This is a genomic window from Achromobacter sp. MFA1 R4, from assembly GCF_900156745.1.
GTDB lineage: Bacteria > Pseudomonadota > Gammaproteobacteria > Burkholderiales > Burkholderiaceae_B > Achromobacter.
This window is the reverse complement of the sequence record NZ_LT707065.1, coordinates 4,192,900-4,216,349: the sequence shown is the minus strand read 5'-3', so window position 1 is coordinate 4,216,349 and position 23,450 is coordinate 4,192,900. Positions and strand designations below refer to the sequence as shown.

At 65.6% G+C, this 23,450-nt stretch carries 21 protein-coding genes and 4 tRNA genes; 11 read left to right on the top strand and 14 right to left on the bottom strand.

The window, feature by feature from the left end; genetic code table 11:
* Window positions 1–38: 38 nt before the first annotated feature.
* Window positions 39–653: a cysteine dioxygenase gene (locus BXA00_RS19365; RefSeq protein WP_076520061.1), complete on the bottom strand. Its 615-nt coding sequence runs from the start codon at window positions 651–653 to the stop codon at window positions 39–41.
* A 180-nt stretch (window positions 654–833) separates the two neighbouring features.
* On the opposite strand from BXA00_RS19365, the gene BXA00_RS19360 reads away from it, so the two are divergent.
* The 3 genes from BXA00_RS19360 (at window position 834) to BXA00_RS19350 (ending at window position 2,706) form a co-directional block, all read left to right on the top strand.
* Window positions 834–1,649, top strand: a complete 816-nt coding sequence (locus BXA00_RS19360; protein WP_076520060.1) for an NAD-dependent protein deacylase — start codon at window positions 834–836, stop codon at window positions 1,647–1,649.
* Between the two features lie 110 nt (window positions 1,650–1,759).
* Window positions 1,760–2,362: a helix-turn-helix domain-containing protein gene (locus BXA00_RS19355; RefSeq protein ID WP_076520059.1), complete on the top strand. Its 603-nt coding sequence runs from the start codon at window positions 1,760–1,762 to the stop codon at window positions 2,360–2,362.
* 95 nt (window positions 2,363–2,457) lie between these two features.
* Window positions 2,458–2,706, top strand: coding sequence for a hypothetical protein (locus BXA00_RS19350; RefSeq protein WP_172805879.1), 249 nt, complete (start codon window positions 2,458–2,460; stop codon window positions 2,704–2,706).
* A gap of 111 nt (window positions 2,707–2,817) precedes the next feature.
* On the opposite strand, the gene BXA00_RS19345 is transcribed toward BXA00_RS19350, so the two are convergent.
* Window positions 2,818–2,894: transfer RNA gene (locus tag BXA00_RS19345), tRNA-Arg, on the bottom strand.
* 165 nt (window positions 2,895–3,059) lie between these two features.
* Here BXA00_RS19345 and BXA00_RS19340 point away from each other — a divergent pair.
* Window positions 3,060–3,278: a DUF3079 domain-containing protein gene (locus BXA00_RS19340; RefSeq protein WP_076520057.1), complete on the top strand. Its 219-nt coding sequence runs from the start codon at window positions 3,060–3,062 to the stop codon at window positions 3,276–3,278.
* 117 nt (window positions 3,279–3,395) lie between these two features.
* Here BXA00_RS19340 and BXA00_RS19335 read toward each other — a convergent pair.
* Window positions 3,396–3,472, bottom strand: a tRNA-Arg gene (locus BXA00_RS19335).
* Between the two features lie 125 nt (window positions 3,473–3,597).
* Window positions 3,598–3,674: transfer RNA gene (locus BXA00_RS19330), tRNA-Arg, on the bottom strand.
* A gap of 219 nt (window positions 3,675–3,893) precedes the next feature.
* On the opposite strand from BXA00_RS19330, the gene acpA reads away from it, so the two are divergent.
* Together acpA and mnmH are read left to right on the top strand one after the other, a co-directional pair.
* Entirely contained in the window at window positions 3,894–5,630 is a 1,737-nt protein-coding gene (acpA, locus tag BXA00_RS19325; protein WP_076520056.1) for an acid phosphatase, read from the top strand.
* A gap of 55 nt (window positions 5,631–5,685) precedes the next feature.
* Window positions 5,686–6,732 (top strand): tRNA 2-selenouridine(34) synthase MnmH, encoded by a 1,047-nt coding sequence (mnmH, locus tag BXA00_RS19320; RefSeq protein ID WP_076522015.1) that lies wholly within the window; start codon window positions 5,686–5,688, stop codon window positions 6,730–6,732.
* A gap of 14 nt (window positions 6,733–6,746) precedes the next feature.
* Here the strand turns inward: mnmH and BXA00_RS19315 are convergent, their stop codons facing one another.
* From BXA00_RS19315 to cysS, 7 genes are all read right to left on the bottom strand, one after another.
* On the bottom strand, window positions 6,747–7,301 hold the full coding sequence (locus BXA00_RS19315) for an ureidoglycolate lyase (RefSeq protein WP_231952111.1): 555 nt from the start codon (window positions 7,299–7,301) through the stop codon (window positions 6,747–6,749).
* A gap of 169 nt (window positions 7,302–7,470) precedes the next feature.
* Window positions 7,471–7,563, bottom strand: a tRNA-Ser gene (locus tag BXA00_RS19310).
* A 90-nt stretch (window positions 7,564–7,653) separates the two neighbouring features.
* Window positions 7,654–8,919, bottom strand: coding sequence for an aspartate kinase (locus tag BXA00_RS19305; RefSeq protein WP_076520055.1), 1,266 nt, complete (start codon window positions 8,917–8,919; stop codon window positions 7,654–7,656).
* 141 nt (window positions 8,920–9,060) lie between these two features.
* Window positions 9,061–10,035, bottom strand: a complete 975-nt coding sequence (gene tilS, locus BXA00_RS19300; protein ID WP_369825616.1) for a tRNA lysidine(34) synthetase TilS — start codon at window positions 10,033–10,035, stop codon at window positions 9,061–9,063.
* Window positions 10,036–10,178: 143 nt separating this feature from the next.
* Window positions 10,179–11,144, bottom strand: coding sequence for an acetyl-CoA carboxylase carboxyltransferase subunit alpha (locus tag BXA00_RS19295; RefSeq protein WP_076520053.1), 966 nt, complete (start codon window positions 11,142–11,144; stop codon window positions 10,179–10,181).
* A gap of 36 nt (window positions 11,145–11,180) precedes the next feature.
* A complete protein-coding gene (locus tag BXA00_RS19290; protein ID WP_076522012.1) occupies window positions 11,181–11,825 on the bottom strand; it encodes a DNA-3-methyladenine glycosylase in 645 nt (214 codons plus the stop codon).
* A gap of 20 nt (window positions 11,826–11,845) precedes the next feature.
* Window positions 11,846–13,300: a cysteine--tRNA ligase gene (gene cysS / locus BXA00_RS19285; RefSeq protein WP_076522011.1), complete on the bottom strand. Its 1,455-nt coding sequence runs from the start codon at window positions 13,298–13,300 to the stop codon at window positions 11,846–11,848.
* A 235-nt stretch (window positions 13,301–13,535) separates the two neighbouring features.
* Between cysS and BXA00_RS19280 the strand changes: the two genes are divergently transcribed.
* From BXA00_RS19280 to BXA00_RS19270, 3 genes are all read left to right on the top strand, one after another.
* Window positions 13,536–14,219: a tetratricopeptide repeat protein gene (locus BXA00_RS19280; protein ID WP_076522013.1), complete on the top strand. Its 684-nt coding sequence runs from the start codon at window positions 13,536–13,538 to the stop codon at window positions 14,217–14,219.
* Window positions 14,220–14,353: 134 nt separating this feature from the next.
* On the top strand, window positions 14,354–14,863 hold the full coding sequence (locus BXA00_RS19275) for a peptidylprolyl isomerase (protein ID WP_056324586.1): 510 nt from the start codon (window positions 14,354–14,356) through the stop codon (window positions 14,861–14,863).
* Window positions 14,856–15,629 carry a UDP-2,3-diacylglucosamine diphosphatase gene (locus BXA00_RS19270; protein ID WP_076520052.1) on the top strand — a complete coding sequence of 258 codons (774 nt, stop codon included), beginning with the start codon at window positions 14,856–14,858 and terminating at the stop codon, window positions 15,627–15,629. The genes BXA00_RS19275 and BXA00_RS19270 overlap by 8 nt, the downstream gene beginning before the upstream one ends.
* Before the next feature lie 87 nt (window positions 15,630–15,716).
* Here BXA00_RS19270 and BXA00_RS19265 read toward each other — a convergent pair whose 3' ends face one another.
* From BXA00_RS19265 to azu, 3 genes are all read right to left on the bottom strand, one after another.
* Window positions 15,717–16,580 carry an undecaprenyl-diphosphate phosphatase gene (locus tag BXA00_RS19265; protein ID WP_076522010.1) on the bottom strand — a complete coding sequence of 288 codons (864 nt, stop codon included), beginning with the start codon at window positions 16,578–16,580 and terminating at the stop codon, window positions 15,717–15,719.
* Between the two features lie 31 nt (window positions 16,581–16,611).
* Window positions 16,612–18,198, bottom strand: a complete 1,587-nt coding sequence (locus tag BXA00_RS19260; protein ID WP_076520051.1) for a TerC family protein — start codon at window positions 18,196–18,198, stop codon at window positions 16,612–16,614.
* Window positions 18,199–18,438: 240 nt separating this feature from the next.
* Window positions 18,439–18,888, bottom strand: coding sequence for an azurin (gene azu / locus BXA00_RS19255; protein WP_076520050.1), 450 nt, complete (start codon window positions 18,886–18,888; stop codon window positions 18,439–18,441).
* Window positions 18,889–19,251: 363 nt separating this feature from the next.
* Between azu and BXA00_RS19250 the strand changes: the two genes are divergently transcribed.
* Entirely contained in the window at window positions 19,252–21,480 is a 2,229-nt protein-coding gene (locus BXA00_RS19250; protein WP_076520049.1) for a NosR/NirI family protein, read from the top strand.
* Between the two features lie 53 nt (window positions 21,481–21,533).
* Entirely contained in the window at window positions 21,534–23,447 is a 1,914-nt protein-coding gene (gene nosZ, locus BXA00_RS19245; RefSeq protein WP_076520048.1) for a TAT-dependent nitrous-oxide reductase, read from the top strand.
* The last annotated feature ends 3 nt before the right edge of the window (window positions 23,448–23,450 follow it).

Below are 23,450 nucleotides of genomic sequence, written 5' to 3'. Positions count from 1 at the left end.
CGCGGCGCGCGAACAGCGCTTTCATGGCGTCGGCGACGCTACCCCAGCGCGGCGCGGACCGCGGCGGACCTGTCCCACAAATTGGGCAGCGTGGCCGACGAGTAGCCGGAGACAAAAGGCTTGGCCTGTCCGGTTTCCACATCGAAGACGTGGCGCGACACGGCCCCGATATTGCCGCCATACAGATGCACGCTGATGGAGACCTGGTCCGGATAGGCATTGGAAACGCGATGGATGTCGCCCTCGGCCGGAGACAGACGCTCGACGTCGCCGGGCCGCAAGGTCGTGGGCTCTCCTGCGGGGGCCAGCCGGCCGTCGGCGGCACGCACGTAACGCTGATTGATCTCGGCCCCGCGCAGCATGCCCACGTAGCCCCAGACCTCGTGATCGTGCACCGGCGTGAACTGGCCCGGCCCCCAGACAAAGCTCACCAGCGAAAAACGCTCCAGCGGATCGCAATGCAGCAGATATTGCCGGTAGTACTGCGGGTGCGGCACGGTACAGGCCTCGGGCAGCCAGTCATCGTGGCCCACCAGGTCGGCAAAGGCGGTGGCAAGCTCAGGAGTCTGCGCCAGCGCCTGCGGCGAGGCCAGCCGCGTCGCGATGGCGATAAAGCTGCGCAGCCGTTCCAGGCCGGTGATCGATTCGGGCATTGCACATCTCCAAGGCGAATTGAAATCCCAGATTGAAATCCCAGATTGAAAAAGCAGTATCCACCATTCAGGACGCAGGCGCACGCCCTCCCCACTCATGACCCGGGAAATGGCCACACGCCGCCCTTGACAGGTCCTTGGCGGGAGGGGCAGCGTAGTGGACTGTCTGCAAGGTTGGAAATGAAAAACACGCATCACGATATTGCTCCCGCATTGGCGCGGGCGCTGCGCGCGGCGCGGCGCGTCGTCGTCTTCACGGGCGCGGGGGTGTCCGCGGAAAGCGGCATCGCCACCTTCCGCGACGCCCTGACGGGCCTGTGGTCGCGCTTCGACGCCCAGGCGCTGGCCACGCCCGAGGCCTTCCGCGAGCATCCCGACATCGTGTGGGGCTGGTACGAATGGCGCCGCGCGCAGGTCCTGCGCGCCGCGCCCAACGCCGCCCACCATGCCATCGCGGCCCTCGCGCACCACGTGCCGGAACTGGCCGTCATCACCCAGAACGTGGACGACCTGCACGAACGCGCCGGCAGCCAGGACGTCACGCATCTGCATGGCAGCCTGCATGCGCCCCGCTGTTCGCGCTGCGCCGCGCCCCAGGCCTTCGCCTCGCCCACGCCCGACGAGCCCGACGCCGGCCGGCGCATCGCCCCGCCCCTGTGCGCCGCATGCGGCGCGCCCGTGCGGCCGGGCGTCGTGTGGTTCGGAGAAAGCCTGCCCGCCCAGGCATGGCGCGACGCCACGCTTGCCGCGCAGCAGTGCGACCTGCTGTTCAGCATAGGCACCTCGTCCCTGGTGTACCCCGCCGCCGAACTGCCCCGCCTTGCGCTGGCCGGCGGCGCCAAGATCGTGCAGGTCAACCCCGCCGCCACGCCGCTGGACGCGCTGGCGCATCACAACCTGCGCGGCGCCGCCGCCGACGTGATGCCCCGGGTGCTCGCGGCCGCGTTTTCCGCGGGGATGGCGCCGCCGGCGTCCGGCCAAGGCGAGGATTCGTGAGGATCCGGCCAGGCGCTGGCACCGTCTGATGACACGGCGCGACAGTCGAGGGGAAACCCCAAATCTCACCATCGCACCAGGGCGATACAGTGGTGTAATGGGTTTCGAATGTGGAGATGATCATTCCGTTTTCCTGGAGACTTCCTGACGTCTTCGTACGTTCGCCGGACGGGGTGCTGCACCGTGTTGTGCGCCATGCCACGACGACGGAAACCATCGCCCAGCTTGAAGGCATGCCCAGCAATACTCACCTGGATTGCGAATGCAAGCTCGACAACGGCGAAACCCTTTGCTGGATAGGCAATGACAGATACCGCCAATTGAACGGCGGCGCGATTTTCATTGCCGTTTCGGCAAACACGACACCCCGGGGCGACGCGCGCAAGCGTGGCGATGCCTTGGGCCAAGAAAAGCCGGCGAGCGCACCGCCCCCCTTGCGCAAGCAGCTTGCCGGGGCGCAAGCGCATCTGCCGCCTGCTGTAGTCAATCTGAAAACCGGCAACGATTGGAGCCTGATACGAGCCTGGCGTGAGCATCTGAACATCAGCACCGCGGACATGGCGGCGCGGCTGGGCGTGGATCACTCCATCTATATCGAATTGGAACGGCCGCGCCCGCGGCCCCGGCAGGTCATCCTTGACCGCGTGTCGGAGGCCCTGGGCGTATCGCCGGACCAGCTCGATGATTCATTGTTTGGAGGACACTTTCATTAGCGCAGCGCGCAGCGCATGCCATCGCGCCTGTGCCATGAATTGTTCAAACGACTTTGGCGCCGACACCTGACGGCCCGCGCATGGAGGTATTGAATATGCTCGGCACCGCAAGACGATTGACCGACGTGCTCGCCACATCGCCGGATGGCACGTTGTATCGCATTGAACGCTTCGTTTCCGACCCATGCGCGTATTCCGCCCTGGGAACGCCACGCTTCGACCCAAAGACGCATTGCATCTGCCGCACCAGTTCCGGCGAAAAAGTCACGTGGCTGGGCGGACAGACCTACCAGCTCCTCAAATCCGGCACTTCCCTGACGGCGGTGGACCGACGACGCATTTGATGGCTCCGGACAAAAGAAAAGCGGCTTGATGAAATTCATCAAGCCGCTATTCATGTACGCATGACTGCGATTTTTTTAGACCACGCGGTATTGGCGTGATCTCGAATAAGTTGGCGCGCCCGGCAGGATTCGAACCTACGACCCCCTGGTTCGTAGCCAGGTACTCTATCCAGCTGAGCTACGGGCGCCCCGAAAGAGGCGTGTTTATAACACGAAAAAACCAAGCCTTGCAAATCGCCCCGCCTGAATCGGCCCTTGCGGCGCACCACGAACCGGCGCTTGCGCCAGGTCAATGAAACGCATGGGCGCCGCGCAGTACCCTGAACGCAAGAAGAACACGTCAGGCAGACAGCATGGCCAAGAAGTTTCCCCTGCACCCCAAGCACCCCGAACGCATCTGCTGGGGCTGCGACCGATACTGCTCAACCGATTCCATGGCCTGCGGCAACGGCTCCGGGCGCACGATGCATCCGGCGGAGTCGCTGGGGGAAGATTGGTATTTGTTTGGGGACTGGGGATTCGACGACGCCGACGAAAAGCCGCAATCGACAAAGGAAGAGGCAGGCCACTGACACCGAATCGCGCATAAGTGAATCTGCGCGGGTGAATCTGCCCGGGTGAATCTGCGCGGCAAAACAAAAAGGCCTTCGATGCAAGATCAAAGGCCTTTTCATTTTCTTTGCGGTTAGTGGCGCGCCCGGCAGGATTCGAACCTACGACCCCCTGGTTCGTAGCCAGGTACTCTATCCAGCTGAGCTACGGGCGCTCCGGCAAAGAGGCAAAATTATATCAGAATAATCGTGCCGTTGCTTTTACTACGACTGCATTCGCATCTTTCAATGCACTTGCGTTTTTCAATCGATCTGCATCTTTCAATGCATTTGCAATCTTTGGCGCGCCCGGCAGGATTCGAACCTACGACCCCCTGGTTCGTAGCCAGGTACTCTATCCAGCTGAGCTACGGGCGCTTGAAAAAGCAAGCCTTGAATAATAGCGTTGTTTCAAAAGATGCGCAAGTCAGGAAGGCTTGCCCCATCGTGGCGTACAGCTTGCCGACAGCGGATCGTCACACCGATAGCACCTTCCCTCTTTAGCCTAGCGGCCGTTACCGATGCCGGCTGTCATCCGGCGTTTCTGTGACGCAATGACAGTGCGCCACGTCATCCGCTAGCCAAAGAGACTTCCACATGTCCGACAAAGACAAACGCCCTGGAGAACCTTCCCAGGAAGCCACGGGCGCAACGCCGTCCGTGCGCGCCACCCGCCGCGGGTTTCTGACCGGCATTGCCGCGCTGGGCGCCAGCGCGGCCGCCATGGGCGCGCTTCCTGGCTGCTCCAACGACAATGACGATGACGACGACAGTTCCGCCACGCCCGCTCCCGCGCCAGAACCCGCCCCCGCGCCGGACCTGACCGCGCAACTGCGCGAGAACGTGAAAACGCTGGTCGTGATCTTTGCCGAGAACCGCAGCTTCAATAACCTGTTCGCCAATTTCCCCGGCGTGGAAAAACCCCTGTCTGCGCTGACGCCGGCCGATTACACGCAGCTCGACCGCGACGGCACGCCGCTGCCCGTGCTGCCGCCCGTGTGGAATGGCATGGTGCCTACCGCGCAGCAAGCCAATCACATCTCCTACCAGGTCGACCAGGCCGCGGCCTACATGAACAACCTGCCCAACGCGCCCTTCGCGCTGCTGGGACCGCAAGGCGAACCCCTGCCCCAGGGCCTGGTCACGCGCGATCTCTGGCACGTGTTCTACCAGAACCAGATGCAGATCAATGGCGGCAAGAACGACAAGTTCGTCGCCTGGGCCGATTCGGGCGCGCTGGTGATGGGCCATTACAGCGACGCCGCGTACAACCTGCGGCTGTGGAAGCTGGCTCAGGAATTCGTGCTGTGCGACAACTTCTTCCAGGGCGCCTTCGGCGGGTCTTTCCTGAACCATCAGTATCTGGTGGCGGCACGCCCGCCCTTCTATCCTGACGCGGCCGACTCGGTCGCCAAGACCCAGATCGCACAGCTGCAGAGCGCCGATCCCACGGACCCTCGCCTCGAGCCCAAGCCGGCATCGCCGGCCAGCGCGCTCGCGGGCATTCCCCAATTCGGCGCAAGCGCGCTCACGCCCGACGGTTACGGCGTCAATACCATGGCCCCGCCCTACTGGCCGTCGTTCAGCCGCGACGCGACCGACCCGACGTTGGCCGATCCCACCAGTCCGCAGACCATGGTGCCGCAGTCGCACGCCAACATTGGCGATCTCATGAGCGCCAAAGGGCTGGATTGGGCCTGGTACGCGGGAGGCTGGCAGGCCGCCGTGGATTCCACGGCCAGCACTGGCTTTCCGTCGTCGCCCAATTTCCAGGCCCATCACCAGCCATTCAACTATTTCAAGAGCACCGCGCCGGGCACGGCCGCGCGCACGGCCCACATACGCGACGGCGGCCTGGGCGACCTCAACACCACCAACAAATTCCTGGCCGACGCCGAAGCCGGCGTCCTGCCCCCGCTGACCTTCTACAAGCCGCAGGGAAACCTGAACATGCATGCCGGCTACGCCGACGTGGACTCTGGCGACCGCCACATCGCGCACATCGTCGACAGCCTCAAGAAAAGCCCGCAGTGGGAAAACATGGTGGTGGTGATCACCGTCGACGAGAATGGCGGCTGGTGGGATCACGTCGCGCCTCCGCAGGGCGACCGCTGGGGGCCGGGCACGCGCGTCCCGGCGATCATCGCGTCGCCGTTCGCCAGGAAGGGCACGGTGGACCACACCATCTACGACACGGGCTCCATCCTGCGCCTTGCCACGCGGCTCTTCGATCTGCCCCTGCTGGAAGGGCTGAAAACACGCGACGACGCCATGGCCGCGCGCGGTCAGGCGCCGATGGGCGACTTGACCCATGCACTGACCTTCAGCGCCTGACGGCCCCGGGCGGGGGCATGCGAAAATCGTGCATCGATACACCGGGGCGATTTTCGTGAACCACCTGCTCGCCGGGCTGGACAAGCTGCATGATTTCGACGAAATCATCGACGTGCGCACGCCGATGGAATACGCCGACGATCACATCCCGGGCGCCTGCAACGCGCCCGTCCTCAGCAACGAGGAGCGCGTGCTGATCGGCACCATGTACAAGCAGGTCTCGCCCTTCGAGGCGTCGCGCGCGGGCGCCGCCCTCGTCGCGCGCAACATCGCGCGCCACCTGGAGACCACCTTCGCCGACCGCCCGCAGCGCTGGCGCCCGCTGGTGTACTGCTGGCGCGGCGGCAAGCGCTCCGGCTCCATGACGCTGATGTTCAACATGATCGGCTGGCGCGCCCGGCAACTGGACGGCGGCTACAAGCAATACCGCCGCGCCACGCTGGACGCGCTGCAGACCCTGCCGCGCGCCCTTCGCTACGTGGTGCTGACCGGTCCCACCGGCAGCGGCAAGACGCGCCTGCTGCACGCGCTGCGGCAAGCCGGCGCGCAGACGCTGGACCTGGAGGAACTGGCCGCTCACCGCGGCTCGCTGCTGGGCGCATTGCCCGACGCGCAGCAGCCCACGCAAAAGCGCTTCGATACGCTGCTCGCGGCCCGGCTGCGCGAGTTCGACGCGCACCGGCCCGTGTACGTGGAGGCGGAAAGCCGCAAGATCGGCGCGCTGGAACTCCCGGCCGCATTGCTGCAGGCCATGCACCAGGGAGAATGCATCGACGTGCGTTGCAGCCGCGACGATCGCACGCGCTTTCTGCAGCAGGACTACGCGCGGCTCTTCGACAATCCGGACTGGCTCAAGGCGCAATTGCAGCGCATGGTGGGCCTGCACAGCCGCGACACCATCCAAGGCTGGATCGCGCTGGTCGATGAGGGCCGGCGCGAAGACCTGGCGCGCGAACTCATTGACCGCCATTACGACCCCGCCTATGCGCGCAGTTCGCGCTCGCACTTCACGGGCCTGACGCAGGCGATGCGCGTGGACTTCCGCCCCAATGATGAAGACATCGCAGAGCAGGCGCTTGCCCTGATACGCCGGCGGCAATGAGGGCCGCGCAACGGCTAGACGCCTTGCGCCACCCACACACCGGCCGGCATGTCGACGACCTCGCAATCGACCTGCGGCCCCTTGCGCTCCAGCACCACGAAGTCGCCTGCCGCCAGCGCCAGCAAGGGGTGGTGCCACACATCCGGCGCCAGCGTGATCCCGCAACTGCCGTCCGCCAGAAACGCCTTGAGGGTGGACATGTCCGGCCTGTCCGCGCCCAACGCCACCAGCACGACGAACGGCGTGCCCATCATGGGCACGAAGGTCTGGCTGCCCACGCGATGACGCTCCATCATCTTCATCTCGAAAGGCAGCGCGCCGGCCAGGGCGCGGAACACGCTGAGCGAAGGCCGCCCGCCCTCGCGCAGGATGTCGGGCTCGGGCATGTCCACGCGCAACGTCGTGCCCGCATTGATCTCGCGGCCATCGCGGCCGGCGCTGGTGATGACCGAGCCATAGGGCGCAAACGCGTCGGGCGTGAGCACGTTCAGGAGCAAGGGGTTGTGCGGCATGGGAATGGCGGCGTTGAGCGTTCGGATGATCCGCCCGGTGTGATTGGAATCGCGCATCAGGATCGCACATAAGGATCGCGCGGCGGAATCCCGTACGGTAGCCGCCATGGCGGCGGACCAGCAAGCGCGCGTATTCCCCAAGGCGGCACCCGGAAAACAAAAAACCCGCAGAGCAATTAGCTATGCGGGTCTTGAGGCAACCTTGGTTCACTGGTGCAAGTGTCTTTGGCGGAGACGGTGGGATTCGAACCCACGATGCAGTTTTTAGCCACATACTCCCTTAGCAGGGGAGCCCCTTCAGCCTCTCGGGCACGTCTCCGAAAAGAGAACGAGATTCTAGCACGATTTTTTTCGGTCTTGCCCGCGATGCGGGCCTTCCATCAAAAAAATCGTGCCGGACCCGTTGCCTTTACACCTTCGTGGCGGGCGCCTGGTCCAGGCCGAAGGCCTTGTGCAGCGCGCGCACGCCCAGTTCCATGTACTTGTCGTCGATGATCACCGAGGTCTTGATTTCGCTGGTGCTGATCATCTGGATGTTGATGCCTTCTTGCGAAAGCGTCTGGAACATCAGGCTGGCGACGCCGACGTGCGAACGCATGCCGATGCCGACGATGGAGACCTTGGCGACCTTTTCGTCGGTGGACAGTTCGCGCGCGCCCACGGCGGGGATGACTTCGCGCTTGAGCAGGTCCACGGCGCGCCCAAATTCGTTGCGGTTCACGGTGAACGAGAAGTCGGTCGTGCCGGCCACGGACTGGTTCTGCACGATCATGTCGACGTCGATGTTGGCGGCGGCGACCGGGCCCAGGATGGAGAAGGCGATGCCGGGCTTGTCGGGAACGCCCAGCAGGGTGATTTTGGCTTCGTCGCGGCTGAAGGCGATGCCGGAGACAACGGCGGCTTCCATTTTTTCGTCTTCCTCAAAAGTAATCAGCGTGCCCGAGACCATTTCTTCCTCGAGCGGGATAAGGGGGTCGGTCAGCGAGGACAGGACCCGGACCGGCACACGGTATTTGCCGGCGAATTCGACCGAACGGATCTGCAGGACCTTGGAGCCCAGCGATGCCATTTCCAGCATTTCCTCGAAGGAAACAACGGACATGCGGCGCGCCTCGGGCACCACGCGCGGATCGGTCGTGTAGACGCCGTCCACGTCGGTGTAGATCAGGCATTCGTCGGCCTTGATGGCGGCCGCCACGGCCACGGCCGAGGTGTCGGAACCGCCACGGCCCAGCGTGGTGATGTGGCCGTCGGGGTCGATCCCCTGGAAGCCCGTCACGATGACCACGCGGCCGGCATCGAGGTCGGCGCGGATGCGCGCGTCGTCGATGGACGAAATGCGGGCTTTCGTGAACGACGAATCGGTGCGCACGGGCACTTGCCAACCGGCATAGCTGCGCGCGGACACGCCCTCGGCCTGCAAGGCAATGGCCAGAAGGCCGCTGCTGGCTTGCTCGCCGGTGGCGGCGATCATGTCGAGTTCGCGGCCGTCGGGCTGGGGCGTGATTTCGCGCGCCAGACCCAGCAGACGATTCGTTTCGCCCGCCATGGCGGACGGGACAACAACAACCTGGTGGCCGGCGGCATGCCACTTCGCGACGCGACGCGCCACGTTTTTGATGCGCTCGACCGAGCCCATCGAAGTACCGCCATATTTGTGAACGATCAGGGACATCTCGTGCTCTGGCTGGACACCCGCCGCAAGTGTTGACGGGCAAAACCATATATTCTAGCGCGACGATAAAAATTTGCGCAGATTGCGCGGATTTATGTCCATTTTGGGGTCAGAAATAAGAAAAAAACCCCGCCGTGCCGTCTACGGACGCCGCTCCACCCACACCCGGCCGCGATGACAGCGGATGACGTGGCCCGCCTGCTCGACCCGCAACTGGCGGTCGTGGCCCAGGCTGTGCAGGCCGCGAAGCTGCCGCAAGAGATCGGCCATGCGCGCGTCCGTGGGCATGCGGGCGCCGTTGCGCTCCAGCCAGTGCCTGAGCACCTGCGCCTGGCGGGCGGGCGAGAGACGCCGCCACGCCTGCAGCGAAAAGCTCACGCCGTCAGGGCTGGGATCAAGTCCCGCAAAATCTTCACGGGCCACTTCGTCCAGGATCTCGGCGGCTTCGGCCATGTGCCGCGCGTGGCGCGCGACGATGGCGCGCCAACCGGGCCAGCGCGCGTCCAGCACCGGCGCCAGCAGTTCACGCAGCGCGGCGCGGGTATAGCGCGGATCGGCATTGGTGGGGTCCTGCACCGCGCGCCAGCCGGTGGCGGCCTCGACCGCGTCCGCCGCTTGCAGGATCGCGCCGCGGTCCTGGTCCAGCCAGGGACGCAGATAGGCCACGCCATCGCGCCGCGCAACCGGCGCCATGGCCGCCATCCCCGCCAGCCCGGTGCCGCGCAGCAGGCGCAGCAGCACGGTTTCGGCCTGGTCGTTGCGATGGTGGGCCAGAAGGATGTGGGCCACGCCGTGTTCCCGGGCCAGGCGCGCCAGCGCCGCATAGCGCGCGTCGCGCGCGGCGGCCTCGATGCCCTTGCCCGCCGCCGGCTCCACCTGGACGCGGGCCTCGACGAGCGGCACGGCAAGCCTGGCCGCCAGCGCCTGCCCATGCCGCGCCCAGGCGTCGGCCTGGGCCTGCAGCCCGTGGTGCACATGAAAGAGCAGGACGTCGATGCCGAGCGCCGGCGCGACGGCGGCCGCATGCACGGCCAGCATGGCCGAGTCCGCGCCGCCGCTGAATGCGACGGCGACACGGGCCGGACGTTCGGGCAAGGCCTGGAGCGCCCGGCGCAACGCGGCCGCGAGCGCGGGGGAAATGGGAAGGGAGGGACCGGGACCCGCGTCGGCCCCAGGGGTGCTGTCGGGCGGCGGGACGTCGGTCATGGACGATGGCGCGTGGGCCGCGGCGCCGGCGGTCGGCCGGCGCCCTGCCCGCTTTACGCGCGCACTTCCTGGTAGGCGCCGTAGGACAGCAGGCGCTGGACGCGCTGTTCCACGAGCTGCTCGGGCGTCATGTCCTGGAGCTGGCGCAGGGCGTCGCCCAGCGCGCGGCGCAGCAGGCGCGCCATGACGCGGGGGTCGCGGTGTGCGCCGCCCACGGGTTCGTTGACGACGCGGTCCACCAGGCCCAGATCCTTGAGGCGAGGCGCGATGATGGCCAGCGCCTCGGCGGCGTCGGGGGCTTTCTCGGCGCTGCGCCAGAGGATCGAGGCGCAGCCTTCGGGCGAAATCACCGCGTACGTGGCGTATTGCAGCATCAGCACGGCGTTGCCCACGGCGATGGCCAGGGCGCCGCCCGAGCCGCCTTCGCCGATGATCGTGCAGATGATCGGCACCTTCAGTTCGGCCATGGCATACAGGTTGTGGCCGATGGCTTCGGACTGGCCGCGCTCTTCGGCGCCGATGCCGGGATAGGCGCCCGGGGTGTCCACGAAGGTGAAGACCGGAATGCCGAATTTTTCAGCGAGGCGCATCAGGCGCAGGGCCTTGCGATAGCCCTCGGGGCGCGGCATGCCGAAGTTGCGCGCGGCGCGTTCCTTGGTGTCGCGGCCCTTCTGGTGGCCGATGACCATGCAGGGCGTGCCGTTGAAGCGCGCCAGGCCGCCCACGATGGACTGGTCGTCGGCGTACATGCGGTCGCCATGCAGTTCATGGAAGTCGGTGAACATTTCGCGCACGTAGTCCAGCGTGTAGGGACGCTGGGGATGGCGCGCGACGAGCGCCGTCTGCCAGGGCGTGAGCTTGGCGTAGATCTCCTTGGCGAGCGTCTGGCTCTTCTGCTGCAGACGTCCGATTTCATCGGAGATGTCTACTGCCGAATCGGCCTGCACATAGCGCAGCTGCTCGATCTTGTTCTCAAGCTCGGCGAGCGGCTGTTCAAATTCCAGAAATGTATTGCGCATGTAGTGTGGTTCCGTAGATGGGCTGCCTGGAGTGCGTCAGTATTGGACCGGCGTCGGTTCCAGACTGCGCCACAGATACCAGGTTGCCACGGTACGCCAGGGTTGCCACGCCAACGAGACTTCGCGAGCCTCGAAGCGCGAGACAGGCTCGCCGCTGAAATAGTGTAGCGAGATTGCCTTGAGCAACCCAGGATCATCCAGCGGCAGGACGTCAGGCCGCTGTAGATTGAAAATCAAAAACATCTCCGCCGTCCAGCGCCCGATGCCGCGGATGGCGACCAGCTCGGAAATGACGGCCTCGTCGTCCATGGCCGCCCATTTCTCGGGATGGACCCGGCGCTCGCCGAAATGCACGGCCAGGTCGACCACGTATTCGGCCTTGCGCTGGGACAGTCCGGCCTTGCGCAGGCCGTCCAGGCCCACGCGCAGCACGGCCACGGGCGTGGGACGCTTGCCCACGGCGTCGATGAACTTGGTCCAGACGGCGTCGGCCGCCTTGGGGGAAATCTGTTGGCCGATGATCGCCCGCGCCAGCGTGATGAACGGCGTGCCGCGCGAGGTCAGCCAGACCTCGGGGTGCTGGGGGATGATCTTTTTCAGGATGCGGTCGCGGCGCATCAGGTGCGCTACGGCGGCTTCCCAATAATCAGGCTTGGGAATCTCGAGATCTGCAGTGGACATGTCCGGCGTATCCTGCGGCGTCACGCTCGACGCCATTGCGTCAGGCCGCCCGGTTTGTCGTCCAGCTCGATGCCCGCTTCGCGCAGTTCGGCGCGAATACGGTCGGCCTCGGCGAAATTGCGGGCGGCCTTGGCCGCCGCGCGCGCGTCGATCAGGGACTGGATGGCATCGGCGTCCAGCGTGCTGCGCACGCCCTGCTCGATGGCGGCCGCGGAGTAGCGGGTGGGCGACTGGAAGTACGCGGCGGGCTCCTGCTGCAGCAGGCCCAGCAAGGCGGCGAGCGCCTTCATCTGGCCTGCGCTGCGCGCGCTCTTGGTGCGGTTGGCTTCGGAGGCGAGCTCGAACAGGGCGGCGACAGCGCCCGAACTGTTGAAATCGTCGTCCATGGCGGCCTTGAAGGCCTGGGCCTGCGGCTCGTTCCAGTCGATGCCCTGCCCGTCGGCCGGCACGTTCTGCAAGGCCTGGTACAGGCGATCCAGTGCGTTCTGCGCGTCGATGAGGTTGTCGGGCGTGTAGTTCTGCGGGCTGCGGTAATGGTTGCGCACAATGAAGAAACGCACCATTTCGGCTTCGCGCGGATTTACCGGGTAGTCGGACTGGTCGGCCGCCGGATCGCTTTGCGCGACCGTCTGGCGGATGGTGCGGAAGTTGCCCAGGGACTTGGACATCTTGTCCGAATCGACCATGAGCGGGCCGCAGTGCATCCAGATGTTGGCCAGCGTGCCGCCGAACGCGCCCTCGGTCTGGGCGATCTCGTTCTCGTGGTGCGGGAATTTCAGGTCCGGACCGCCGCCGTGGATGTCCAGCGGCAGGCCCAGGAGCGACTTGCTCATGGCCGAGCACTCGATGTGCCAGCCCGGGCGGCCCAGGCCATAGGGCGATTCCCACTTGGTGTCGGCGGGTTCCTCGGCCTTGGCGGACTTCCAGAGGACGAAATCGAGCGGATCGCGCTTGCTGGAGCCGACCGCCACGCGCTCGCCGGCGCGCAGGTCGTCCAGCGTTTTGCCGGAGAGCTTGCCGTAGCCGGAAAAACCGCGCACGGCGTAGTTCACGTCGCCGTCCTCGGCCTGGTAGGCCAGGCCGTTCTTTTCCAGCTTGCCGATGATGTCGAGCATCTCGCCCACGTACTGCGTGGCGCGCGGCTCGCGGTCGGGGGATTCGACGCCCAGCGCGCGTTCGTCGGCGTGCATGGCGTCGATGTAGAACTCGGTGACTTCGCCGATGCGGCGACCGGTTTCGACGGCACGGCGGATGATCTTGTCGTCGATGTCCGTGATGTTGCGCACGTAATCCACAGCAAGGCCGCTGGCGCGCAGCCAGCGCTGGACGACGTCGAACGACACCAGCATGCGGGCGTGGCCGAGGTGGCAGAAGTCATAGACGGTCATGCCGCACACGTACATGCGCACCTGGCCGGCCTGGGCCGGTTTGAACGGTTCTTTGGTACGCGATAACGTATTGTAGATTTGCAGCATGGCGCGATAGGCTTTGTCTGGTTTTCCGTGGCGGTTGCGGAAATGGTTGCTGTCGTCCCGGCGCATCCGGTCCTGGATCTGCGCCCGTGAGGTATCTCCGGCTTTTGAACACGATTCGGAGCGCGATGATCGAGCCAAAAACCTAACCGGGGCTAAAATGGCGGTCGTCAAGTATAGCAAGCGGCCCGCTCGCGCGCGTAAGCGCATGACGGCCAAGACTTTTAACGGAACCCACGTGACCATCAAGCCGCGTTTTTGCGTTGCCCTGCTCGCGCTGGCCCTGGCCGGCGCACCGGCCGGGGTCGCCCTCGCCCAGTCGATGAGCGGCGGCGGGGGAGAAAACCCCAACTCCAGCCGCACCACCCTGGACCCGATTCCGCCGGAAGGCGGCTGGGACGCCCTGGCCAACCTGCTGGAAGCGGCCAAGCCCAGCGTGGACACGCGCCTGATCCCCTCCGCCTCGCAGATCACCACGCACATCGAGCGCATGCTGAACCGCGGCGAAAACCAGGAAGCGCTGGAGATGATCGAAAAGCGCCAGGCCGAGATCAAGGACCAGCGCGGCACCGACGTGCAACTGATGTTCCAGCACGCGCGCGCCCTGGCCGCCCTGAACCGCACCAACGAGGCCATCGACGTCTACAACGAAATGACCACGCGGTTTCCCGAATTGCCGGAACCCTGGAACAACCTGGCGGCTCTATATGCCAGCCGCGGCGAACTGGACCGGGCGCAGGATGCCTTGCAGATGGCACTGCGCGCCGACCCGGGCTACGCCGCCGCGCGCGCCAATCTGGGCGACCTGCAACTGCTGCAGGCCTTGCGCACCTACAAGAAGGCCGCCGGCGACGGCGTGCCCGGCATGAAGGAAAAGGTCCGCGAAGTTGAAACAATGTTGAAGGATAAACAAGGCAAATGATGTCCCGTTACTCTCCTCTACACCTGCTGCGCCTGACGGCGTGCTCGTTCGCGCTGGCGGCATTCGCCCCGGCCCTCGTCAGCGCCGCCCCCGCGGCCACTTCTTCCAACTCCACCTCCGAAGGCACAAAAACCATGAGCACCAATCCCCGCGTCAAGCTCCAAACGAACCAAGGCGACATGGTCATCACCCTGGACGCCGCCAAGGCGCCCAAGTCCGTCGAAAACTTCCTCACCTACGTCAAGGAAGGCTTCTACAACGGCACGGTGTTCCATCGCGTGATCGACGGCTTCATGATCCAGGGCGGCGGCTTCGAACCCGGCATGAAGCAGAAGCAGACCCACGCCCCGATCGAAAACGAGGCCAACAACGGCCTGAAGAACGACAAGTACACGCTCGCCATGGCCCGCACCAGCGACCCCCACTCGGCCACCGCGCAGTTCTTCATCAACGTGTCCAACAATGACTTCCTGAACTTCACGTCGCCCACGCCGAACGGCTGGGGCTACGCCGTGTTCGGCGCCGTCACCGAAGGCCAGGACGTGGTCGACAAGATCAAGGGCGTGAAGACCGGCAACAAGGGCTTCCACCAGAACGTGCCCAACGAAGACGTCATCATCGAGAAGGCCGAAGTTCTTGAATAAGATCACCCTGTCCGGCCCGATCTGGCTGGCGTCCGACCTGCACCTGGGGCCGGCCACGCCGGCCACCTCGGAGGCTTTCGTGGCCTTCCTGCAGGCGGCTCAGGAAGAGGCCGCCGCCCTGCTTCTGCCGGGCGACATCTTCGACGCCTGGATCGGCGACGACGTGATCCGCGCCGCGCCGCCGTGGCTCGCCACGGCGCTGACGGCGCTGCGGGACACCGCCGCGCACATCCCGGTCTGGCTGGGACGCGGCAACCGGGACTTCCTCATCGGGGAAGAACTGGCCAAGGCCGTGGGCGCCCGCCTGTTGCCCGAGCCCGCGTTGCTGGAGACCGATTTCGGCCAGATCCTGCTGACGCACGGCGACGAATTCTGTACCGACGACACCGCTTACCAGCAGTTCCGCACGATGGTGCGCAACCCGCAATGGCAGGCCGAGTTCCTGTCCAAGACCATCCCCGAGCGGCTGGCCATGGCGCAGCAGGCGCGCGGCGAAAGCCAGGCGGCCAACCAGATGAAGTCCATGGAGATCATGGACGTGAATGCGGCCGCGGTGGAGTCGATCTTCCGCGACACCCATGTCCGCGTGCTGGTGCATGGCCACACGCACCGCCCCGCCCGCCACGTGCTGGAGGTCGACGGCGTCAAGCGTGAACGCTGGGTGCTGCCCGACTGGGATTGCGACCACGTGACGCCGCCGCGCGGCGGCTGGCTGGTCATCGACCGCGACGGGCTGCAGTTCTACGACCTGGAAACCGAAGCGTAGCCGCCTGGCTTGCAGGCAGCGCAAAGAACGAGGGCCGCTTGGAAAAGCGGCCCTCGTTCTTTTGGCGCCCGCCGCGGCGGGCCCCGATCAGCGCGTGAAGATCCAGGCGGCCACGATGCCGCCGAAGATGATCCGGTACCAGGCGAACACCCGGTACGTGTGGTTGGCGACGAAGCGCAGCACGGCGCGGACCACCACCATGGCGCTCAGGAACGCGGCGATGAAACCCACCGCGATGCCGGAGAGATCGTGCTGGGTGAGGAGGCCGAAGTTCTTGTACATGTCGTAGGCCGCGGCGCCCAGCATGGTCGGCATGGCCAGGAAGAACGAAAACTCGGTGGCCGTCTTGCGCTGGATGCCGGCGATCATGCCGCCGATGATGGTGGCGCCCGACCGCGAAGTGCCGGGAATCATCGCGAAGCACTGGGCCACGCCCACGCCCAGCGCCTGCTTCCAGGTGATCTGTTCCAGCGTGTGGGCCGACGCGCGCTCGTCCGACGCGGTGTCGTCCGAGGCGCCCGGCACGTCGCCGGGCGTGTGGCGGGTGCGGCGTTCGACGTACAGCATGATCAGCCCGCCCAGGACCAGCGTCACCACCACCACCGCCGGGTGGTAGAACACCGACTTGATGGTCTTGATGAAGATCGCGCCGATCACCGCGGCCGGCAGGAAGGCCAGCAGCAGGTTGCGGGTGAAGGCGACCTCGCTGGGCACGCCGGTCAGCGTGCCGCGGATCAGCTTGAGCAGCCGGGCGCGGAAGACCCACATTACCGCAAGAATGGAGCCGAGCTGGATGACCACCTCGAACACCTTGCCGTCGCCCGAATCGAAATTGAGCCAGTCGCCGACCAGGATGAGGTGGCCCGTGCTGGACACGGGAATGAATTCCGTCAGGCCTTCCAGGACACCCAGGATGAATGCTTTGATCAGATAGAGCGCGTTCTCTGTCACGGGCAAGGTTCTCTCTCTGTATGAGTCTGTCTTAGTCGTTGGCGAGGGATGCTTCGTCGGAGAAATGCTCGTCGGGGCGTTTCTCCACGCGCACCAGTGCGATGCGGCGGCCATCCATTTCCAGGACTTCGAAGCGGAAATGCTGGTGATGGATCGTATATTCGCAGACGTCGCCCGGCTTGGGCAGATGTCCGAAGCGCGACAGCAGATAGCCCGCCAGGGTGGAGAAGTCCTGGGCGTCATCGACCAGGCCTTCGGTTTCAAGCACCTGCTCGACGTGGTGCAGGTCGGCCGCGCCGTCGATCTTCCAGGTATTGTCGCCATCGGCCACGATGTCGGGCAGTTCGTCTTCGTCGGGGAACTCGCCCGCGATCGCCTCGAAGACGTCGATGGGCGTCACCAGTCCTTCGATGGCGCCGAACTCGTCGGCCACCAGCACGAGCTGGCCGCGCGAGCGCTTGAGGGTGTCCATGAGGCGCAGGATGCCGATGGACTCGTGCACGATGATGGGATCGCGCAGGCGGTTGCGGCGCACGCGGCCCTCGGTGATGAGGTCCGCGATCAGGTCCTTGGCCCGCCCGATGCCCACGACCTCATCCAGCGAACCGCGGCAGACCGGAAAGAAGCTGTGCGGCGCGTCGGTAAGTTGGCGGCGGATGTTGTCGGGATCGTCGTCGATGTTGATCCACGACACGTCCGTGCGCGGCGTCATGATGGATCGGATGGACCGTTCCGCCAGGGTCAGCACGCCGCTGACCATGTTGCGCTCTTCCACCCCGAAGGCCTGGACGGCCGGGCCGTCGGCATGGGGCAGGTCGGGCTCGTCGCTGGCGGGCGGGCGCTTGCCCAGCATGCGCAGCACGGCGGAGGCGGTGCGCTCGCGCATCGGGCGGCGAGCGTCCAGCTTGAGCAGGTTGCGGCGGGCCACCTGGTTGAGCGCCTCGATGGCCACCGAGAAACCGATGGCGGCATACAGGTAGCCCTTGGGGACCTTGAAGCCGAAGGCTTCGGCCAGCAGCGAGAACCCGATCATGAGCAAAAAGCCCAGGCACAGCACCACCACGGTGGGGTGGGCGTTGACGAAGCGCGTCAGGGGCTTGGACGCCAGCAGCATGATGCCGATCGCGATCACGACCGCAATCATCATGATGGCCAGGTGATCCACCATGCCCACCGCCGTGATGACGGAGTCCAGCGAGAACACCGCGTCCAGCACCACGATCTGCGTGACGATCACCCAGAAGCTGGCATAGACGCGCGGGCCGGAAGAGCCCGCGTGCACGCCGCCTTCCAGGCGTTCATGCAGTTCCATGGTGCCCTTGAAGAGCAGGAACAGGCCGCCCACCATGAGGATCAGGTCGCGCCCAGACGGGGAAAGGGGTCCGATGTTGAACAGCGGCGTGGTCAGCGTGACCAGCCATGACATGACCGACAGCAGGCCCAGGCGCATGATGAGCGCCAGGCTCAGGCCCATGATGCGTGCGCGATCGCGCTGCGCGGGAGGCAGCTTGTCCGCCAGGATGGCGATGAAAATCAGGTTATCAATGCCCAGGACGATCTCAAGGACGACCAGGGTAAGCAAGCCGACCCACGCAGCGGGGTCCAGCAGCCACTCCATCAGGAGCTCCAGAAGTTACACGACCGGTAATCGTACATGGAAAATCCGTGACATGCCGGTGACGCATCCCGTCCGTAAGCCTGATGGACAGCGGCTTTGCGCCGTAAGGACTAAGGCTTGCAAGCGCCTGAACACGGCCAGGCGCGGCGGGTCGCGCAGGGTCCGCGGCCGGCGCGGCGGGCAAGAAAAAGCCGGCCCCCCGGCCGGCTCGTGCTTGGCTCAACAGACCTTGTCGGGGAATCAGGCGCCGACTTTCAGCGTGCCCTTCATGATGGCCCAGTGGCCGGGGAAGGAGCAGAAGAACGCATAGTTTTCGCCTGCGGCGAGCTTGGACACATCGAATTTGACGGAGTCGGATTCGCCGCCGCCGATGACCTTGGTGTGCGCGATGACGCGGGTGTCGCCCGCCTTGACGTAGTCCTGGGCCAGGCCGGCGCCCATGCCATCCGTGGCGACGCCCTGCTTGTCGGCTTCCTTCGTGAGCACCCAGTTGTGGCCCATGGCGACCTTGGCCATCTTGCCGACGTGCTTCAGGTTGACGGTGAATTCCTTGCAGCTCTTGTCGACGACGATTTCCTTGACGTTGAACTGCATGGCGTCGTTGCTTTCGACGGTGGCTTCACATTGCGCGGCCAGCACGGGCAGGCTGGTGGCAGAAAGAAGGAGGGCGAGGGTGGCTTTTGCCAGCATGAATTTCTCCGATGACACAGCGGTCGATGCACTTGCGCCAGCCATATGCAGACGCCGTTGCCGCCGCGGACCAGTGTAGGAGCGCCCTGCTCCGGCGCCCTTGACCTTCATCAAGCCTCCCCCCTCATTTCACTGGAAAATCCGGAACATCCCCTACGTTTCGTAGGGGTATTCGCCGTTGAAATGGCGCGATTGACAAACCGCAATCCCCCGCCTGTTGCATGTTCGTAGGATGCCTGCACGCAAACACGACAAGCAGAGTTCAGCATGCGCGGCAGTACGGCAGCAACGGCAGCGGCAACATCCACAACGACAGCCATAAACAACCGGTTCGCTCGATGCCTGCTGGCCGCGCTGCTTGCGATGTGGCTTTCCTGTCTGGCCGTCGCGCAGGACGCGCAGGCGCAGCGCCTGCGCGAGTTCCTGGCGGCCACGCCCATCGGCGAGGTGTTCCCCGGCGCCGACCGCACCGGCCCCGTCGAAGGCAAACCGGCGGCGGCGCGCGTCTACGCGGGCAACCGGCAGCTGGGCCTGGTCTACCTCACCACCGACGTGGTCAACACCCGGGGCTATTCCAGCAAGCCGATCGACGTGCTGGTCGGCCTGGCGGCGGACGGGCGCATCGTGGGCGCCAAGCTCGTGGAGCATCACGAGCCCATCGTGCTGATCGGCATCCCGCAGTCCAAGGTCGACCATTTCATCCAGGGCTACGTGGGCCTGAACTTCGTCGATGCCCCGCCGCGCCACGGCGCGCCGCCGCCCGTGGATATCGTCAGCGGCGCCACCGTCACGCTGATGGTGATCGGCGACACCATCACCCGCTCGGCCATCGCGGTGGCGCGCGCCCATGGCATCGGCAAGGCGGGCGCGCCGCGCCAGACCGCGCCGCCCGCAGCCGCGCGCGTCCTGGACGAAGACAGGAACGATGTGCAGAACTGGCAGGCACTGCTCGATTCGGGCGCGGTCAAGAACCTGCGGCTCACGCCCGAAGACGTGAACCAGGCGTTCCTGCGCTCGGGACGGCAGGACGCGGCCGAGCACGGCGAAGGCGGCCCGGACGACACCTTCATCGACCTCTACGCCGCGCTGGTCAGCGCGCCGTCCATCGGCCGCAGCCTGCTGGGCGACACCGGCTGGCAGCGCCTGAAGGAACGGCTCAAGCCCGGACAGCAGGCGGTGCTGGTCGCGGGCAATGGCCTGTATTCGTTCAAGGGCTCGGGCTATGTGCGGGGCGGCATCTTCGATCGCATCGAGGTCGTCCAGGACGAAAGCGCCTTCCGCTTCCGCGACCGCAACCACCAGCGCCTGGCGGACGTGAGCGCCGCGGGCGCGCCGGCGCTGCGCGAGGTCGCCCTCTTCGTCGTGCCCGAGGACGCTGCGCTGGACCCCGTCAAGCCCTGGCGCCTGCAGCTCATGGTGCAGCGCGTGCTGAGCGTCTCGGACAAGGCCTTCGTCACGTTCGACCTGCCCTATGAACTGCCCGCGGCCTATACCCGCGCCGTCGCCGCCGGCCCCACGCCGGTGCAGGCCGCGGCCGCCGATGCGCCCACCGCCCCGCCGGCCGGGGAAGCGGAAGCCGAAGCAGTAGCCGAAGCCGAAGCCGAAGCCGCCCAGCCCGCCCTGTGGAAGCAGATCTGGCAAGGCAAGGCCGGCCAGATCGCCATCCTGACCGTGGCGCTGTCGGTGCTCGTCGGCATCTTCTTCTTCCAGGACCAGCTCACCGCGCGCCCCCTGCTGCACGACCGGCTGCGCCTGGCGTTCCTGGCCTTCGCGCTGTTCTGGATCGGCTGGTATGGCCAGGCGCAACTGTCCATCGTCAACGTGCTGACGTTCTTTTCCGCGCTGCGCACCGATTTCCGGTGGGAATACTTCCTGATGGACCCGCTGGTGTTCATCCTCTGGTGCGCCACCGCCATCTCCATGGTGTTCTGGAACCGGGGCGCGTTCTGCGGCTGGCTCTGCCCGTTCGGCGCGCTGCAGGAATTGACCAATCGCATCGCGCGGCGCCTGGGCGTGCGCCAGTTGAAGATCCGCCATGGCGTGGCCCAGCGGCTGTCCACGCTCAAGTACGTGATCTTCCTCCTTCTTTTCGGGTTCTCGCTGTATGACCTGGCGGTCGCCGAACAGCTCGCCGAAGTCGAGCCGTTCAAGACAGCGATCATCCTGCGCTTCGTGCGCCACTGGCCCTTCGTGCTGTTCGCCGTCGCGCTGCTGGCCGCGGGCCTGTTCATCGAGCGCTTCTTCTGCCGCTACCTCTGTCCGCTGGGCGCCGCGCTGGCCATTCCCGCCCGCCTGCGCATCTTCAACTGGCTCAAGCGCTATCGCGACTGCGGCAATCCCTGCCAACGCTGCAACATCGAATGCCCCGTGCAGGCCATCGACCCGTCCGGCGAGATCAATCCGAACGAGTGCATCCAATGCCTGCACTGCCAGATGCTTTACCACCACCAGGAGAAGTGCCCTCACCTGATCCAGAAACGGTCCAGGCGTGAGCGGCGCCCGGCTCCGCCTCCCGAGCCGGCGGTGCAGGAAGTCGTGCTGCACCGCATGCCCAGCTTGACCCCGGCGAATCGCCCCAACCCGGAATCGTGAAACACGGTTTCCGTACCGCGGCGCCCCGCGCCGTCACAAACCAGGAGTTATCCATGACCGACAAGACCCCCGAAAAAGCCGGCCTCAGCCGCCGCAGCTTCCTGGGAACCGCCGCCATCACCGGCGCGGCCGGCCTCGTGGCCGGCGCGCAGATTCCCACCGCCCACGGCAAGGAGGGCAAATCCGGCGGCGGCGTGCTGGGGCATGTCGCGCCGGGCGAGCTGGACGAGTACTACGCGTTCAACTCCAGCGGCCAGTCCGGAGAGGTCCGCGTGCTGGGCCTGCCCTCCATGCGCGAACTCGTGCGCATTCCGGTGTTCAACCAGTGCAGCGCGACCGGATGGGGCCGCACCAACGAAAGCCGCAAGATCCTGACCGAAGGCCTGACGCCCGAAACGCGCGAATTCCTGAAGGACAAGGGCGGCGTGTTTCCCAACGGCGACGCGCACCACCCCCATCTGTCGTTCACCGACCAGACCTACGACGGGCGCTATCTCTTCATCAACGACAAGGCGAACAACCGCGTGGCGCGGATCCGCCTGGACGTGATGAAGACCGACAAGATCACCGAACTACCCAACGTGTCGGGTGTGCACGGCCTGCGCCCGCAGCGCTACCCGCGCACCGGCTATGTGTTCGCCAACGGCGAGCACATCTCGCCGCTGCCCAACAATGGCAAGGTGCTGGACGATCCCAAGAAGAACTTCTTCGCCGTCTACACGGCCCTCGACGGCGACACGATGAAGGTCGCCTGGCAGGTGCTGGTGGACGGCAACCTGGACAACGGCGACGCCGACTACCAGGGCAAGTACTCCTTCGCCACCTGCTACAACTCGGAAAAGGGCGTGACCGTCGAGGAAATGTCGGCCAACGAGCAGGACTGGGTCGTGGTCTTCAACCTCAAACGCATCGAACAGGCGATCAAGGACGGCGACTTCAAGACGATGGGCGGCGTGCCGGTCGTGGACGGCCGCCACGGCTCCAAGTACACGCGCTATATCCCGGTGCCCAACTCGCCCCACGGCTGCAACGCCGCGCCCGACGGCATCCACCTCATGCTGAACGGCAAGCTGTCGCCCACGGTGACGGTGATCGACGTGCGCAAGCTGGACGACCTGTTCGCCGACAAGATCAAGCCGCGCGATTGCGTGGTGGCCGAGCCGCAGCTTGGGCTGGGCCCGCTGCACACTGCCTTCGACGGCCGCGGCAACGCCTACACCACGCTGTTCATCGACAGCCAGATGGTCAAGTGGAACATCGATAAGGCCAAGCGCGCCTACCAGGGCGAAAAGGTCGACCCGATCATCCAGAAGCTGGACGTGCACTACCAGCCGGGCCACAACCACTCCACGATGGGCGAAACCAAGGAAGCCGACGGCAAGTGGCTGGTGTCGCTGAACAAGTTCTCGAAGGACCGGTTCCTGAACGTGGGTCCGCTCAAGCCCGAGAACGACCAGCTCATCGACATCTCGGGCGACGAGATGAAGCTCGTGCATGACGGCCCCAGCTTCGCCGAGCCGCACGACATGTGCCTGGTGCACCGTTCCAAGATCAACCCGGTCAGCGTCTGGAAGCGCGACGACCCCATGTGGGAAGACGCCCGCCAGATCGCCAAGAAGGACGGGGTGACGCTGGAAGACGCCGCCAAGGTGGTGCGCGACGGCAACAAGGTCCGCGTATACATGATGGCCGTCGCGCCCATGTTCAGCCTGAAGCAGTTCGAGGTGAACCAGGGCGACGAGGTCACGGTGTTCGTGACCAACATGGAGGTGATCGAAGACCTGACGCACGGCTTCACGCTGGAAGGCCACGGCATCGCCATGGAGATCGGGCCCCAGGCCACCTCGTCCGTCACGTTCAAGGCCGACCGGCCGGGCGTGTACTGGTACTACTGCCAGTGGTTCTGCCACGCGCTGCACATGGAAATGTCCGGCCAGATGATCGTGCATCCCAAGAAATCCGCGTAAAGA

Excerpts from the sequence above, each read along its gene's own strand:
- BXA00_RS19365 (WP_076520061.1), bottom strand. The coding sequence starts at position 653 with ATGCCCGAATCGATCACCGGCCTGGAACGGCTGCGCAGCTTTATCGCC.
- BXA00_RS19360 (WP_076520060.1), top strand. The coding sequence starts at position 834 with ATGAAAAACACGCATCACGATATTGCTCCCGCATTGGCGCGGGCGCTG.
- BXA00_RS19350 (WP_172805879.1), top strand. The coding sequence starts at position 2,458 with ATGCTCGGCACCGCAAGACGATTGACCGACGTGCTCGCCACATCGCCG.
- BXA00_RS19340 (WP_076520057.1), top strand. The coding sequence starts at position 3,060 with ATGGCCAAGAAGTTTCCCCTGCACCCCAAGCACCCCGAACGCATCTGC.
- acpA (WP_076520056.1), top strand. The coding sequence starts at position 3,894 with ATGTCCGACAAAGACAAACGCCCTGGAGAACCTTCCCAGGAAGCCACG.
- BXA00_RS19315 (WP_231952111.1), bottom strand. The coding sequence starts at position 7,301 with ATGCGCGATTCCAATCACACCGGGCGGATCATCCGAACGCTCAACGCC.
- BXA00_RS19305 (WP_076520055.1), bottom strand. The coding sequence starts at position 8,919 with ATGTCCCTGATCGTTCACAAATATGGCGGTACTTCGATGGGCTCGGTC.
- BXA00_RS19295 (WP_076520053.1), bottom strand. The coding sequence starts at position 11,144 with ATGCGCAATACATTTCTGGAATTTGAACAGCCGCTCGCCGAGCTTGAG.
- BXA00_RS19290 (WP_076522012.1), bottom strand. The coding sequence starts at position 11,825 with ATGTCCACTGCAGATCTCGAGATTCCCAAGCCTGATTATTGGGAAGCC.
- cysS (WP_076522011.1), bottom strand. The coding sequence starts at position 13,300 with ATGCTGCAAATCTACAATACGTTATCGCGTACCAAAGAACCGTTCAAA.
- BXA00_RS19275 (WP_056324586.1), top strand. The coding sequence starts at position 14,354 with ATGAGCACCAATCCCCGCGTCAAGCTCCAAACGAACCAAGGCGACATG.
- BXA00_RS19260 (WP_076520051.1), bottom strand. The coding sequence starts at position 18,198 with ATGGAGTGGCTGCTGGACCCCGCTGCGTGGGTCGGCTTGCTTACCCTG.
- azu (WP_076520050.1), bottom strand. The coding sequence starts at position 18,888 with ATGCTGGCAAAAGCCACCCTCGCCCTCCTTCTTTCTGCCACCAGCCTG.
- BXA00_RS19250 (WP_076520049.1), top strand. The coding sequence starts at position 19,252 with ATGTGGCTTTCCTGTCTGGCCGTCGCGCAGGACGCGCAGGCGCAGCGC.
- nosZ (WP_076520048.1), top strand. The coding sequence starts at position 21,534 with ATGACCGACAAGACCCCCGAAAAAGCCGGCCTCAGCCGCCGCAGCTTC.